Origin of the sequence: Desulfosediminicola flagellatus, from assembly GCF_005116655.2 — a bacterium.
Classification (GTDB): domain Bacteria; phylum Desulfobacterota; class Desulfobulbia; order Desulfobulbales; family Desulfocapsaceae; genus Desulfopila; species Desulfopila flagellata.
Genome location: NZ_CP050698.1, coordinates 3,572,293 through 3,586,401, shown reverse-complemented (window position 1 = coordinate 3,586,401; position 14,109 = coordinate 3,572,293). Strand labels below are relative to the sequence as shown.

Annotated in this window: 15 protein-coding genes; 7 read left to right on the top strand and 8 right to left on the bottom strand. The window is 44.2% G+C overall.

Going from position 1 to position 14,109, the window contains the following annotated elements; translation table 11 throughout:
* Positions 1-19: 19 nt before the first annotated feature.
* From FCL46_RS14790 to trpB, 3 genes are all read right to left on the bottom strand, one after another.
* Complete coding sequence (locus tag FCL46_RS14790) at positions 20-1,798, bottom strand: M3 family oligoendopeptidase (protein ID WP_136806842.1); 1,779 nt, start codon at positions 1,796-1,798, stop codon at positions 20-22.
* Positions 1,799-1,890: 92 nt separating this feature from the next.
* Positions 1,891-2,655 carry a tryptophan synthase subunit alpha gene (gene trpA / locus FCL46_RS14785; protein ID WP_136806843.1) on the bottom strand — a complete coding sequence of 255 codons (765 nt, stop codon included), beginning with the start codon at positions 2,653-2,655 and terminating at the stop codon, positions 1,891-1,893.
* Between the two features lie 74 nt (positions 2,656-2,729).
* Positions 2,730-3,962: a tryptophan synthase subunit beta gene (gene trpB, locus FCL46_RS14780; RefSeq protein ID WP_136806844.1), complete on the bottom strand. Its 1,233-nt coding sequence runs from the start codon at positions 3,960-3,962 to the stop codon at positions 2,730-2,732.
* 350 nt (positions 3,963-4,312) lie between these two features.
* Between trpB and fliW the strand changes: the two genes are divergently transcribed.
* Complete coding sequence (fliW, locus tag FCL46_RS14775) at positions 4,313-4,747, top strand: flagellar assembly protein FliW (protein WP_136806845.1); 435 nt, start codon at positions 4,313-4,315, stop codon at positions 4,745-4,747.
* A 28-nt stretch (positions 4,748-4,775) separates the two neighbouring features.
* On the opposite strand, the gene FCL46_RS14770 is transcribed toward fliW, so the two are convergent.
* Together FCL46_RS14770 and rsmI are read right to left on the bottom strand one after the other, a co-directional pair.
* Entirely contained in the window at positions 4,776-6,410 is a 1,635-nt protein-coding gene (locus FCL46_RS14770) for a hypothetical protein (RefSeq protein ID WP_136806846.1), read from the bottom strand.
* A gap of 63 nt (positions 6,411-6,473) precedes the next feature.
* Entirely contained in the window at positions 6,474-7,331 is an 858-nt protein-coding gene (rsmI, locus tag FCL46_RS14765; protein ID WP_136806847.1) for a 16S rRNA (cytidine(1402)-2'-O)-methyltransferase, read from the bottom strand.
* A 172-nt stretch (positions 7,332-7,503) separates the two neighbouring features.
* Between rsmI and FCL46_RS14760 the strand changes: the two genes are divergently transcribed.
* The 4 genes from FCL46_RS14760 to FCL46_RS28470 all read left to right on the top strand — a co-directional run bounded on the left by FCL46_RS14760 (position 7,504) and on the right by FCL46_RS28470 (position 10,736).
* Positions 7,504-7,875: an ArsR/SmtB family transcription factor gene (locus FCL46_RS14760; RefSeq protein WP_136806848.1), complete on the top strand. Its 372-nt coding sequence runs from the start codon at positions 7,504-7,506 to the stop codon at positions 7,873-7,875.
* Positions 7,876-7,924: 49 nt separating this feature from the next.
* The gene (locus FCL46_RS14755) at positions 7,925-9,130 is read left to right on the top strand and encodes an SO_0444 family Cu/Zn efflux transporter (protein WP_153307122.1); all 1,206 of its coding nucleotides are present in this window, start codon (positions 7,925-7,927) and stop codon (positions 9,128-9,130) included.
* Between the two features lie 179 nt (positions 9,131-9,309).
* Complete coding sequence (locus FCL46_RS14750; protein WP_136806849.1) at positions 9,310-10,440, top strand: 6-phosphofructokinase; 1,131 nt, start codon at positions 9,310-9,312, stop codon at positions 10,438-10,440.
* A 167-nt stretch (positions 10,441-10,607) separates the two neighbouring features.
* A complete protein-coding gene (locus tag FCL46_RS28470) occupies positions 10,608-10,736 on the top strand; it encodes a PIN domain-containing protein (RefSeq protein ID WP_267313629.1) in 129 nt (42 codons plus the stop codon).
* 273 nt (positions 10,737-11,009) lie between these two features.
* Here the strand turns inward: FCL46_RS28470 and FCL46_RS14745 are convergent, their stop codons facing one another.
* Together FCL46_RS14745 and FCL46_RS14740 are read right to left on the bottom strand one after the other, a co-directional pair.
* Positions 11,010-11,429, bottom strand: a complete 420-nt coding sequence (locus FCL46_RS14745) for a hypothetical protein (protein WP_136806850.1) — start codon at positions 11,427-11,429, stop codon at positions 11,010-11,012.
* Between the two features lie 326 nt (positions 11,430-11,755).
* Complete coding sequence (locus FCL46_RS14740; RefSeq protein WP_136806851.1) at positions 11,756-11,983, bottom strand: hypothetical protein; 228 nt, start codon at positions 11,981-11,983, stop codon at positions 11,756-11,758.
* Between the two features lie 612 nt (positions 11,984-12,595).
* Between FCL46_RS14740 and FCL46_RS14735 the strand changes: the two genes are divergently transcribed.
* Together FCL46_RS14735 and FCL46_RS14730 are read left to right on the top strand one after the other, a co-directional pair.
* Positions 12,596-12,988, top strand: a complete 393-nt coding sequence (locus tag FCL46_RS14735) for a response regulator (RefSeq protein WP_136806852.1) — start codon at positions 12,596-12,598, stop codon at positions 12,986-12,988.
* A gap of 58 nt (positions 12,989-13,046) precedes the next feature.
* Entirely contained in the window at positions 13,047-13,445 is a 399-nt protein-coding gene (locus FCL46_RS14730; RefSeq protein WP_167505839.1) for a response regulator, read from the top strand.
* A gap of 19 nt (positions 13,446-13,464) precedes the next feature.
* Here the strand turns inward: FCL46_RS14730 and FCL46_RS14725 are convergent, their stop codons facing one another.
* A complete protein-coding gene (locus tag FCL46_RS14725; protein ID WP_136806854.1) occupies positions 13,465-13,941 on the bottom strand; it encodes a universal stress protein in 477 nt (158 codons plus the stop codon).
* Positions 13,942-14,109 lie beyond the last annotated feature (168 nt).

Genomic DNA, 14,109 nt, shown 5'->3' with positions numbered 1-14,109 from the left:
CCTGCCGCAATTTTTTTGTCTATTCGATGAGGCTTACCATTTCATCGATCACATCAAGCCCCTGTTGCCAGAAGTCAGGTGAGTCAAGATCAAGACCGAAAGGTTCAAGCAACTCATAGGGCGACTCAGATCCTCCTGCTGAGAGCAGGGTGATGTATTTCTGAATAAATTTATCTCCTTCAGTCTGGTAAACCCTGTAGAGCGCTAGAACCAGCAATTCACCGAATGCATAGGAGTATACGTATCCCGGGGTGTGCAGGAAATGTGGAATATAGGACCACCAGACACCGTAATTATCTGTAAGGTCAACTGATCCTGCAAACATTTCACGTTGTGTGCTAAGCCAGTATTCACTGAGCTTTTCAGTACTGAGTTCACCGATGTCACGTCGACCGTTATGCATTGCCTGCTCAAAACGGTTCATTGCAGTCTGGCGGAAGACTGTAGCAAAAATCGATTCCAGTTTCTGGCATATAAAGGCACGCTTCTCCAGTGGATCTTCAATAAGAGCAAGCTGACTGTTGAAAACTAATAGTTCTGCAAACACTGAAGCTGTCTCAGCTAGTACCAGCGGAGTTTCACTGTTATAATATCCTTTTCTTGCAGCCAGTACCTGGTGTACGCCGTGACCAAGTTCATGGGCAACAGTGGAAACATCCCGTAGATTACCCGTGTAATTAACCAGTACATACGGGTGAATTTCAGGAACACATGGATGAGCAAATGCTCCTCCGCGTTTGCCTGGTATGACTGGAGCATGAATCCACCGTTTTGTAAAAAAATCTTTGGCAATATCGGCAACTTCAGGTGAGAAGTCCATAAAAGATTCTAAAACTGTTTTTTTGCAGGTATTCCAGTCAATTTGTGCAGAAGGAAGAGATGGTAGTGGTGCATACCTGTCATAATCTTTCAACTGGTCGAGGCCGAGGAGTTCCTTTTTTACGGTGTAATAGCGACTAACTAGATCATACCTGCCTGTAACAGCACTGATCAGCGTTTCTACAGTTGAATCTTTCAGCTGATTATCGAGGTTCATTGATCCCACCCAGCTGTCATAATTCCGAATTCTGTCCGAGATCATTTTATCGGCAGCAAGGGTATTAAAGACATGGGTCAGGATGTGACTCTGGCTTTCAAGGCCTTCAGTCATCTCAGCTGCTGCTTTTTGACGTATTTCCCGATCAGCATTATAGAGATCGGTAAGTACTTCTTCTTCGCTTCGTTTATCCGGGCCGAATTTGAGGTTGCCGAAAATTTTCTCAAAAAGTGTTGTCCAGCTTTTGCGCCCAACCGGCTGGGTCTCAAGCAGGAGTTTTTCTTCTGATTCAGAGAGCTGGTGGGGTAGGTAGCGACGCATTGAAGCAAGGTGGTGGTGATAGGACGCAAGGATCGGACTTTTAAGCAGTGCTCCTGCCTGCTCGTCACTTATGCGGTTCCATTCAAGTTCAAAGAAAACTGTTTCTTTGCCGCAGCGACTCACAAGTTCTCGAATCCGCTGATTAAGCGCACCGGCCTCAGCGTTATCGACTTGAGTGGTAAATAATAAAAAGCTGTAGGTCGCAAGTTTACCCAGAGTTGAATCGAGGTGTTCAAGGCGGGTAACGAGCCGGAAGATATCTTCAGGTGAAAGAGTTGCTACTTTACCGTAATAATCTTTTTGTATTTTATCTGCTTCGTGGCCGGCTTTAGCTATATCCCGCTCGAGCTCAGTCGTATCGTCTGCTGAGTAGAGGTCTTCAAGGTTCCAGATGATCTCTTTTGTTGCCAGTCTTTCGTTCAAAGAAGTCTCTTCAGCCATAGTCTTCCCCTTGTTTTCTGGGTATTGAGGTGCACTATTTTTCCGTGCACCTTCAGCGTAACCTTTATGCAATGCATAAAGTCGTTTACGGATTAACGTAGCCCGGCAATAAAAGGACCGACAGCATCAGGCCCGTGTTCGTCGACCAGGCGAATGGTCTGTGAACCGATAACAGCAATATCAGCACGACCGGTAAGCGCTTTAATGTCATCCTTATCCTGAATGCCAAAACCAACCGCAATAGGCAGGCGGGTAGATTTTCTGCACAGTGCCAGGTAGTCATTAAAACCTTCACCGAATTCAGACTTTTTACCGGTAACGCCGCGTCTGGCTACACAGTAGATAAAGCCCTGGGCAATGCTATCGAGATGGGTCATACGTTCTGGTGTGGAGGTCGGGGCATAAATGAGAATCGGGGCTATATCTGTTTTCTCCGCTTCTTTCAGGAACGTTGTTCCCATCTCAGGTGGTACATCCGGAACTATAAATCCTTTTATACCTGCGGCTTTTGCTCTTGCAAAAAACTGCTCCTCTCCATATTTGAAAATTATATTGTAATAGGTCATGAAGAGGAAGGGAATATCATAGGTGGCGGCCATTTCAGCGCCAAATTCAAGACATTGTTCTACAGTTGTGCCCGCTGCAAGACTGTCCTGATTAGCTTTTAAAATAACCGGGCCATCTGCCATCGGTTCTGAGAAGGGAATCTGCATCTCAATGCAGTCAACACCGTTTTCAACCATCTGGCGGATGATTTCTCTGTTGGCTTCAAAGGACGGATATCCAAGCACTATATGGGTCATGAGGAGGATGTCTTTATCCTCTTTTCGCTCACGTAATATCTGTTCTAATTGCATGGTTTACCTGCTTTTTACACGAGTAGTGAAATTCAAATGATATGTGGAATTCAGGAATTCATAAAAACAGGATTTCAGGAATTCGAACTGTATTCTTTGCCTCTTGCAATAATGAACTCTTTCCATGATGGATCATCGAAGGCGTGTGCAATGGTAAAGATGTCTTTATCGCCTCTGCCGGACATATTGATAATGATCGCTTCATCGCTGGAAAGGGTTGGTGCTTCCTTGAAAGCCTGGACAAATGCATGGGAAGACTCTAAAGCCGGAATAATTCCTTCCTTCTTCATCGTCAGATCGAGGGCAGCCATGACTTCTTTATCTGTGGCTGCTTCAAAGCGAACACGCTTTTTCTCCCACAGATCAGCAAGAATCGGGCTGACGCCAACATAATCAAGACCAGCTGCAACAGAATGAGTCTCAAGCATCTGGCCATCATCGTCTTGCAGGAACATGGTCTTATACCCCTGGGCAACGCCGGGAGTAGCATCTTTACCGCAGAGGCGGGCAGCGTGTTGCCCTGTCTCAATACCGTGACCACCTGCTTCAACGCCAACTAATTCAGTATCAGTATCAAGAAAGTGAGTAAATGCTCCCATGGCGTTTGAGCCACCGCCGACACATGCATATATCCTGGCTGGCAACTTTCCGTGATATTCCTGTATCTGCTCAATCGCTTCCTGGCTAATGATCGACTGAAACCATGAAACCATCTCAGGGAACGGAGCAGGCCCGCAGGCTGTGCCAAATACGTAATGAGTCGAATCAATATTAGTGACCCAGTCACGAAATGCTTCGTTGATGGCATCTTTTAAGGTTCGGGAGCCATCTTTTACAGGTACGACTGTCGCTCCCATTTTCTCCATCCAGAAGACATTCGGACGTTGACGCATTACATCAACTTCACCCATATATATGGTACAGTCAAAACCAAATTTTGCAGCCATGGTCGCAGTTGCCATACCATGTTGTCCTGCACCGGTTTCGGCTATAACCCGCTTTTTTCCCATTCGTTGAACCAGAAGTCCCTGTCCCATTACGTTATTCGCCTTGTGGGCGCCGGTATGATTCAGGTCTTCACGTTTAATATAAATCTGTGCTCCGCCAAAGTGGTCGGAGAGATTTTTGGCGTGGGTAAGCGGTGTCGGGCGGCATGAATAGGTACGCATAATGTGCAGATATTCCTGCCAGAATGAAGGATCCTGACGGGCTTTTGCGTACTCTTTTTTTAGCTCTTCAAATGTTTGATGAAGGACCTCCGGGATGTATGCTCCTCCCCAGTCTCCAAAAAAACCTTTATTATCCATCGTTAACTCCATCAAAGAAACAATGCACTTCAGTCGTGCGGGTTATAATCAGGGCAGTATGTGGTTTTCAGGAGGTCGTACGAGATTACTCTTACTCCCATCTCGACGTTATTATGAAAAAATAATGTTCGCAATAGTATCAATATGGCTATGCTTATTATTTCAAAATGCCTTTCTATGAGAGAAATTGCTATCCCCGGACAGTCTCCTAAGGAAAAAATACTGCCAAAAAATGTCTAAGGCGAGGGTAATCCAGTTATTTCAGGGGAGTACCTTGCTACTCTCCAGAGAAATTTGCTATAGTGAGTAATCCTGACAAAATGTATCTGTGAAAACATAAGGAGAGGAGTATGTCACAAGCTGAAAATGGTGTCCTGCAATCGGATACGGATTCCGGAAAAGTCATTACTTTCCCTTTAGGAATACCCGGATTTGAAACCTACACTAAATATCACATCTTTCACAAGCAAGAAAAGAAGTCAAGTGTGTACTGGCTGGAATCTGTTGATACCCCAAGGGTGACATTTACCCTTGTTGATCCAACAGATTACGGGCTGAACTATTCACTTGATCTCACTGATGAAGAGCAGGAAATCTTGCAGGCAGAGGACCCAAAACTGCTCGCGGTGCTACTTATGCTCTCTAAAAAAGGTGAGGGTGGAGAAGGTAATTCATCACTTAATGCCAATATTGCCGGACCAATTATCCTGAACCTCGATAAGCGGCTGGGGCTGCAGAAGGTTATCGCTACAGCCCGTATGGATGTGAATATAGTTCAGGCCTAAGGGCTCCGACCTGAGACTCTCCGGTTGATTACACCTCTTTGTATTGTAAAAGCTGGGTACGTAATACAGCCGCAAAGTCTTCAGGATACGTTCCATTGATAAATCGTAATTGCGCTTCACTAAATGCTCCTGGTGATTCAGGGAGTCTTGGCAGAAACGCATACATGAGCGGTTGACCGGGTTCTCCACGTTTGCCGATGCGTTTAGGATACTCTATCGATGTAACCATCTTGGCCCCAATACCGGCGAGAGCTTTTTGTGCTGCAAAGATTCCCCTGTTCAGAGAATTTCGCATGGAACTATCGGCCTCAAGAATATTGCCGGTCGGCATCCCGTGCTTATTGTCAATCGTCATAAGTTGCAGTTCCCACTGCGAAGTCTGCGCTTTTGGGACAAAGACTATAACGTTCTCATCACGCCAGACAATAAGGCTGGATTCAAGAACAGTTCGTTCGTCCATTCGCGTATTATTTTCAATAGCTGAGAGGTAATCAACGAAAAACTCACGATTATACACTGCCCGGTAATGCCGTATAACCTCAGCAACTAAATCTCCACAGCCGTATGTCTCCATTGAAAATTGCGAAGCTTCAAGATTGCCGGTATAGCCTTCAACACTTTCAGGAATCATTGCGTACTGCTGGTGGATCTGCTGGTGAGAGGCATGGAGTCTGTATTTTGATGGTGCGTAATCAAAGCCGAAATTCCAGCCCCAGAGCGTCGCTGTGGAAGGGATTTCCGGGGTTTCCTTGAGCTTAACAGTTATTTTGTTGCGCAGATCTTCAAGTTCATTATTTGTGAATTTTCTCTGTTCTTCTGGCGCGTTGATACCAATCTCTTTTGCCAGGCGGACATAGATACGTTGGTAATACAGATGACGTAAGCCATCCATATCCTGCTGTGAGAGTTCCTGTATTGAATATCTGCTAGCATCTTCTGCCATGTTTGCAGCATAATGCCCGCCTGCAATATATGAATTCCTTCGTAAATATTCGTATACGTGAGTCTCATTTTCGCTGGGAATTTCTCCTACTATTTCACTTCCGCCTTGTGCACCAGGGCGAAGAACCATGGCAACTTTATACTCTTGAGGTAGGTGCGGATTATTGGCTACAGCTTCAAAGAGCATATGTTTATGCATTACCGGCCTGATTGAGCCATCTGTATTTTTCCGGTAACCAAGGCCGGTTACTCTGCCTTCATCGTCTTTTTCGATTTTGCAGCTTATCTCCGCCAGTTGTATGAGATCTTTCGGATCGGTTGAGCAGGTAGCCAGTGCAAGTTGCATTGGCTCGGGTAGTTGTTGGAGAAGGCTCATTTCTGAGCCGGACTTTTGAAGTAATTCGGAAAACGAGACAGGTTCAGGAGTCTTGATACGAATACGGCTATAGTCGCATGCGGTTGCATCAGCCCACTCTTTGTCGATATAAGTTACGCCTTTAAAGGGAAACGGGTTAGGGATCTCAAAGATCCAATCAGCGTTAGTGACGTTGATATCATCTTCAGGAAAATTTCTGGCATTATCCACTATGATTGAGCCTTCTATATGACCAAGTGATTGGATGTGTGTATTGTCACGTAAATTGGTCACCGTATATTGTGGCTTATGTATACCGTATATAAATTTTCCTTCCGGAGTTACTGAGCTTCGTATGCGATTCATAGGTGTGGTTGAAAAGTTTTTGTTTTTGAAAAATATATAGTTTGAGCTGCACGTATGGTGTTGCTAGTTCTTTTCTTTCCAGATCTCCAGTGCCTGCTGATATATCTGTGACCTGGAGAGGCCTAAGTCTTTTGCGAGTTTACGACATGCATCTTTCATGGAAAGATCCGAGTGATCTCTATACCAGACGAGAAGTTCTTCAATGTTTTCGCCTTCAGCTTGCTCAATTTTGTCAGGACCGATGATTATGACAAATTCGCCACGGTTGTTCTGGCCGCTGCAATGCTCCAGCAATTCAGCAAGAGTGCTTTTCCTAAGATCTTCAAACTTTTTGGTTATTTCACGAGCCCAGAGTGTAGGGCGGTTACCAAGCGTTTCCAGGGCATCCTGCAGGAAGGAGGTAATCCTCCGTGGGGATTCGTAAAAGACAACCGGATATTCTGTTTGCATTAACGAGGTGAGGAGCTTTTTACGAAGGCCTTTTTTCGATGGGGCAAAACCCAGAAAAAGAAATGCTCCTTCTGTAAAGCCAGAGCTGCTTACAGCTGCAGTCAATGCAGATGCACCGGGTATTGGGCAAACCGTAATAGATGCCTCGTGGGCAAGCTGTACAAGTATGGCTCCTGGGTCTGAAACAGCAGGGGTGCCTGCGTCACTCACCAAAGCGACATTCTCACCGTTTTGTAACCGTTCGATTATCTGAGCACCCCGTTCCTGCTCTTTCTCACGATAATAGCTTATCAAAGGAGTGTGGATTTCCAGATGATTGAGCAGCTTTTTGGTATGGCGCGTGTCTTCTGCGGCAATGAGGTCAACTTCTTTTAATATTCTGATAGCCCGGAGTGTAATGTCTTCGAGGTTACCGATAGGGGTGGCAACGATATACAGAATTCCGTGCGTTTTGTTTTGGGATGTGTCCATTCGTGTATGAAGAAATAGAAGGATTAAGAGTGATGCGAATATGTATTTGATCATTATGATCAATATGCGTCGAAAATGCATCCGCTTTTCTTGACAGTTGAATAGTTGTGGGTAATATGTGAGCAGATACTCATATAGATTCTTCTTATTAAAAATTTTCAATGGAGCACAGATGGAGAAAGAACTTTGCGGATGCAGGGTTATACATCAGGACAAGGTAAGTCAGGCTCGTGACGGATCGCTTGAATTACATGAAATTGAAGAGTTGAGTCAAATTTTTAAAGCATTCGGAGATCCCAGCAGGCTGCGTATTCTTCATGCCTTATCAACTCAGGAAATGTGTGTCTGTGATCTTGCAGCTCTGCTTGAGATATCAGAATCAGCGGTAAGTCATCAGTTGCGGTTGTTGCGTACGATGAAACTCGTGGCCAACAGGCGTGATGGAAACATCCTCTATTATCGTCTCGCTGATAATCATGTAATAGACCTTATTTCACTTGCTCTGGAACATTTACGAGAAAACGAACAGGTAGCAGAACGTTAATACCTCTACGATTCATAATTAATTATTTCTCTCATATCTTCAATACCCTATGTTATTATCACTACCGCTCGAAATTATACAGGAAGCATGGCGGATTCTCCTCGATTCAGCCGTGTATATTCTTTTTGGAATCCTCATCGCGGGGTTGTTAAAAGTTGTTCTTAATCCCGATATTATCCTTCACCATCTTGGCAGAGGTCGGTATAGCTCTGTCATCAAAGCAGCGTTTTTTGGTGTTCCTTTGCCGCTCTGATCGTGTGGTGTGCTGCCGGCGGCAGCATCATTACAGAAGCAGGGAGCAAATAAAGGCGCAACGACAGCGTTCCTTATTTCCACGCCTGAGTCAGGGGTTGATTCCATTGCTATTACTTATGCATTGCTCGATCCAATTATGACAGTGATTCGGCCGATAGCTGCCTTCTTATCGGCGATAGCCGCTGGCTTATTAGAAAATACGATTAACTGGAGTGAGCCGGAGAAACAAACAAAAGTTAATCGTTCGTGTCCTGTTGATAATTGTTGTGATGGTGAATCATGTTCAGAAGAAGAACACAAGAATCATCACTCAAAGAGAGAAAAGGTACTGGCAGGATTCCGTTATGCAGTAATTGATGTGTGGGGAGATATTGCCATCTGGTTTTATGTGGGCTTGCTGATTGCGGCGGTAATTACTGTGCTCATACCTGATGAACTTATGGTGAGTCTACTTGGGGGTGGTTTCAGTTCCATGCTTATCATGCTGGTTATTGGTATCCCGCTCTACATCTGTGCGACTGCATCTACCCCTGTGGCAGCGGCTCTTATTTTAAAAGGTGTTAGCCCGGGTGCCGCGCTTGTTTTTCTTTTAGTTGGACCAGCAACAAATGTGACTTCACTCTCAGTGTTATTTGGAATTCTTGGGAAAAAAAGCACATTTCGATATCTGACCGTCTTGGCAACAACCGCCGTAATGTTTGGTCTGGCAGTTGATCAGATTTACGCAATGCTGGGAATTTCACCACAGGCCATTATTGGTGAGGCTGCTGAAATCATTCCTGAGCCGATTAAGCTTGTGGCTGTTTTGGTTTTAGCTGTGTTTTCTGTCAAACCTCTTATGGCGCAGTTTAAAAAAATGACTAATCGAAAGAAATCACAGACGTATGTTGTCGCCAATTTTCCTGATCTGCGTTCAAATCCTATACACGGTTTGAAGCCCAACAACTCGCATGCTGAATCCGGTGCATGCGGGTGCGGAAATCATGGAGCCAATGAGTAGTGCCCGACCGAAGACTACTCATATAGTGATTGTTAGAAGATGATTAACTCGGCACGATTAAAAGATTTTTGTTCGCTGCATTGAAACAGATGTTTTAAGCTCTATAATACTAATGGACTTGTAATATCAAAGCAGCCAAATCATCTTAGTGTAACCGTGACATGTATCTGGGAGATTGAATGAAGAAACATATAGGAATCTTGACAGCGGGCGGTGATAGCCCAGGGCTTAATGCAGCGATTCGAGGCATTGGAAAAACTGCTCTTAAGGGTGGTGACATTCAGATTGTCGGTTTCAGGGACGGTTTCCGCGGGTTGATGGAAAACAGAACAATGCGGCTTGACTACGATGTTCTGGCATCAATTCTTACCCAGGGTGGGACCATTCTTGGGACTAGTCGGGATAAACCTCACAAAATGCCTGTGGGTAATGAAGTTATGGATATGACCCAGGTCATATGTGAAAATTACAAGCGACACAATCTTGATGCACTCATTTGCATCGGTGGTGGTGGGACGCAGAAAAATGCCTACCGCCTGTCCCAACAGGGCTTAAACATCCTGACCCTTCCGAAAACCATTGATAATGATGTCGGAATGACTGATGTAACTTTTGGTTTTCACACTGCAATGGAAATAGCCACAGAAGCAATTGACCGGTTGCACTCAACCGCCCACAGTCATCACCGCATTATCGTTGTTGAGATAATGGGACATAATGCAGGATGGTTAGCTCTTGGAGCAGGTGTTGCAGGTGGAGCTGATGTAATTCTGATACCGGAAATACCGTATGACCCTATCAAGGTGGCTCAGGCTATTCGTGAGAGACAGCAGCGAGGAACAAATTTCAGTATTGTTGCAGTAGCAGAGGGAGCGCTTTCGGTCGATGAGCATGCTACAGTGAGTCGTTTAAAGGAACAGAAGATCAAGGCAAAAGAAGCAGAAGATTCCAAGGCTGCCAAGAAGGCCTCAGAGCAGTTAAAAGAATTTACCCGAGCCTTACATAATAATACTTTGAAGTTAACAAACCAGCTTGAGGAACTTACAGGGCTGGAATCGCGATTAACGATACTCGGGCATCTGCAGCGGGGTGGTACTCCGAGTGCAGCAGACCGGGTGTTGGCAACACGTCTTGGAAGTGCCTGTGTAGAATATTTCAAGCAAGGTGTAAGCGGGGCGATGATAGCTGTGCGAGGGGAAAAATCAGAACCCGTACCGCTGGAAGATGTCATAGGTAAACGATATACAGTTCCTCTTGACCATGAGTGGATATCCGCTGCCCGTAATGTTAACACTTGTTTTGGTGATTGATTGAATCCGTAACACATCTTTGAACCTGCCTGAAAAATTTAATTCAGGCAGGTTTTGTGTATATTTCCTTTTTTTCTCACATAACGTTTTCCTTTCGCGAATTTTCTATTTGACGTTATTCCTGTCTGATATCAACGTCGCTCTATTATCGTTACCTGAATCCAGCAATGACAGTCTTTGAAGAACTCGACAGCTTAAAAAAGGGTTGTCAGATAATCAGTTACCATGCCGGCCAGTTTATTGAGGCAGTTGATGAATTCAGCGCAGAGGATCTTTTGCTGGAGGGCGAGAAATAGAACTGATTAATGGCAAAATTTCAGTTCGCCAGGTGGAAGAAATGCATCCTGATATCAAGAGGATTTTTTAAGGAAACAATCAGCCAGATCAAAGGGGACTGAATTTAGGATTTTATAGATCTGCCTAACGCCATTATGAAACGTCTATTCTTGTAACCAAATAGAGGAATGTGTGTATGAGAGTGTGTAATCTGCGCCGGAATGAAATCTTTCATCCCGGCGCAAATTGGCGATTCTGGTTGTTGTATAGGCGTAAGGTGATAGACCCTTATATTACGGAAATTCTATAGTCACCTTTTTCTCTCCTTTTTTATCCTTTGCAGAAACATATAGTTCCATACTGTTGTTACGAAATCCGAACGCAAGAGGGGTGGCTCCTTTCGCTTTTTCAAGGTGTGTTATGTTGCGAATTGTCTCGATAACCTTTTTGCCTATTGCTGAACCGGGAGAGGGCAGGTTGGCTTTACGATATTTGGCGGAGACCTGTATAGAGCCATCCTTGTCCTCGGAAATTTGTATCTTTTCGGCATTGCTGTTAATGCCGTGCAGAACAGCAAGGGCAAGCCATTTGAGTGCGGCTTCATCGTGCTCTTCTTCTTTCTCGATAGTGGACATTTCTTTCAAAGGGTCTGATGTTGCAAAACAATCACACAATTCCTGCACTTTAAGATGCAGACTTGAAGAATCTTTCATAACGTTTCTCCCTTGTAATGGTTTACCTTGATTACGTATTGCGCTTCCCTGAGTTTGTCTTGATATTGTGCTGATGCTAATCTTGACCGAAACCACAGAACCTTTCTTAATATAGTCTCTTGCAGTCGTGCATATAGAGCTTTGCGGGTGAGAAAAAGAATAGTGTTAAGAAAGCTAATGTATCGGAAATGACATTTGCAGTCAGGTGATAGTACGTCAAATACTGAGTAAAGGAGACACATAGGTAATCCCCAGAAAATTGCGAAAATATTAATTGAACTTTATCACAACTATCTGTAGGCCAGTTAGAGAAAAAAGCAAGAGCATTACGACCATTTTTTATTGACTTTCTCTGCTCCAACCCTACGCCCTTGGATACTTCTAACAACAAACCTGCTGGATCCCAGTAAGCGTGGATTCCAGCTACACTTAAACTGAACCTCCTGCTGGACCCGCAAGGCTCGCGCAGCGCTTATTGGCAGGTCAAAGCCCAGTCCGTCCATAGAAACATCATGAAGATCGATTTCAATCTCTTTGCCCTGATTGGTGATCATGACACATCTGCCGGCCTGTGTTTCTCGTGGTTTGAGACGACGGTTTAGATTGCACTGAGTTACATTGCCACATTTATGACAGCGAATACTTCTGCGCCGTACTTGTGGGCCTACTCCAACCGAACGTCGTGATTTGCATGAGTGGCATTGAAACAGTATTCGGTTGTTAACAACTCTAAATAGTTTAGTTTTCATAAATATTACCCCGGAAAAAAGTAGATCGTCCGCATGTGTGAGGTATGTGTGTGTGAGGATAGTAGTAAAACTATTACAAAGACCAACGAAAAAATCAAACTAAAGAACTCGTTTAAAGTGATAGGCCTATCTGATGGGTGTATTTTGTTTGAAGGTTCATTAAATTGATAGGATTACGGTGTGATATGTGATATGGTTCCCGGTTTTAGAATATGGTTGAGAGGTGAAGTTAGTGATCAGTTGTATGATACTGATCACTGACAGGTAGTGTTTAGCTAAGTTAAGGCAGGATTATTTGGATCAGCAGACGTGCTGGAACAGTGATTGCAATACTTATCTTCGATGGAAGGATATAGGTCGTCTCGTCTGGTACTGTGATCGAGACGAAAATAACTACCACGAAAATAAGGAAAGACAATGTTGACAAGGGCACTGGTGGTTGATGATGAGATGATCATGCGGGAATTGATTGAGTCTATACTCGTAAGTGATGGATATAGGGTGAAACTAGCTAGTGGTGGAGGGCAAGCGATTGAGATGCTGGGGCAGGAGACATTCGATGTTGTTATTACTGACCTGGAGATGGGCAGCATAAGCGGTATCGATGTTATTCGGACGTCGAAAATGCTTGACCGTAGCAGAATAGTTATTGTTATAACGGGAAATAATGATGTGCTCAATGTAATCAGGGCTTTTCGTAGCGGTGCTGATGATTACATACTGAAGCCTTTCACCGCTAAGCATCTTCTAAAGCGAGTATATCTGCAGACAGAAAAATATGCCAGTCGGCTAGTTACTCATTGGGACTGAGAAGAGGATGTGTCAGGTTCCTTTACACCATGTAAAAAGAAACAACCGACGTGATAGCATGGTCAGGCAGAAACCTTTTCATATTCTTGTCGCGGATATGAATCATCATGTCAGCGCTCTTTTGAAACGGGAACTGGATGATAACCGGTTCTCGGTAACTACGCTCGACAATGGTATTGAATTATATCATTCTATGTTGAAACCTGACCAGTACGACATGGTCATTTTTGATCCTCAACTATTGTGGCTATATGGGAACAATCTATTGCAAACCGCATTGGATATTGCTTTGCATGAACGGATCAAAGTGATTTTGCACACCTACGAAGGGCAGTTTACAGGTTTAGCCATACACACCAACATCAGCCGTATAGTGAAAAGTGATTCGAGCATCCTGGCCATAAAAAAACGGGTGTATGATATATTCCTGGTAGGGACGGGAAATCAGATGTTGTGAGACCCGTCCCGGTAGAAGTTTAGCGGCTGAACTGGGCTATATTTCTTATACTCAAAACCGGTACTGGTGAGTGACGGAAAACCTTCTCCGCATTGGAACCGAACAGAGTGCCGATAACGTTTCCCCGCCCCTTGTTTCCGATTACGACCAGATCGGCCATCTCCGTTTCTATCGTTCGAAGTATCGCCTTAAACGGAATACCCACCTCTACGAGAATGCGCATTCGCTCACTGTCGGAGCTGAAATGTTCGTTTAACATTTCATCTACCTGCCAGTATCGTGATTCTCTGGTCTTTTTGAGAAATTCATCAATATCAACTCGATGTGGGAATTCGGCACTAACGCTTTTTATCGCCTGAATATCCCGTGAGTTGATAATATTCAACACCACTATTTCAGTCATTAGCCCTCTTGCCAGAGCGACGGCATATTCCATTGTCGATATAGAGTATGCAGACAGATCGACACATGCGAGAATTGAGTGTAGCTTTTTCATTTCGATCTCCAAAAGTTGATGATTTCCTGATCCAGTAACACACCGTATCAGCAAGGATGTGATTCTGATTTAGAAAATGCAACTCTCATGCCGTACTTATAGGTGATTAAATATCTAAGATATAATGATAAATTTTATATTTACTGCCACAGTTGTGAAAAAGGGTGT

Coding starts and splice junctions, on each gene's coding strand:
- FCL46_RS14760 (WP_136806848.1), top strand. CDS start 7,504: ATGGAGAAAGAACTTTGCGGATGCAGGGTTATACATCAGGACAAGGTA.
- fliW (WP_136806845.1), top strand. CDS start 4,313: ATGTCACAAGCTGAAAATGGTGTCCTGCAATCGGATACGGATTCCGGA.
- FCL46_RS14730 (WP_167505839.1), top strand. CDS start 13,047: ATGGTCAGGCAGAAACCTTTTCATATTCTTGTCGCGGATATGAATCAT.
- FCL46_RS14770 (WP_136806846.1), bottom strand. CDS start 6,410: ATGAATCGCATACGAAGCTCAGTAACTCCGGAAGGAAAATTTATATAC.
- trpA (WP_136806843.1), bottom strand. CDS start 2,655: ATGCAATTAGAACAGATATTACGTGAGCGAAAAGAGGATAAAGACATC.
- trpB (WP_136806844.1), bottom strand. CDS start 3,962: ATGGATAATAAAGGTTTTTTTGGAGACTGGGGAGGAGCATACATCCCG.
- FCL46_RS28470 (WP_267313629.1), top strand. CDS start 10,608: ATGACAGTCTTTGAAGAACTCGACAGCTTAAAAAAGGGTTGTCAGATA.
- FCL46_RS14725 (WP_136806854.1), bottom strand. CDS start 13,941: ATGAAAAAGCTACACTCAATTCTCGCATGTGTCGATCTGTCTGCATAC.
- FCL46_RS14750 (WP_136806849.1), top strand. CDS start 9,310: ATGAAGAAACATATAGGAATCTTGACAGCGGGCGGTGATAGCCCAGGG.
- rsmI (WP_136806847.1), bottom strand. CDS start 7,331: ATGGACACATCCCAAAACAAAACGCACGGAATTCTGTATATCGTTGCC.
- FCL46_RS14740 (WP_136806851.1), bottom strand. CDS start 11,983: ATGATCACCAATCAGGGCAAAGAGATTGAAATCGATCTTCATGATGTT.
- FCL46_RS14745 (WP_136806850.1), bottom strand. CDS start 11,429: ATGAAAGATTCTTCAAGTCTGCATCTTAAAGTGCAGGAATTGTGTGAT.
- FCL46_RS14735 (WP_136806852.1), top strand. CDS start 12,596: ATGTTGACAAGGGCACTGGTGGTTGATGATGAGATGATCATGCGGGAA.
- FCL46_RS14790 (WP_136806842.1), bottom strand. CDS start 1,798: ATGGCTGAAGAGACTTCTTTGAACGAAAGACTGGCAACAAAAGAGATC.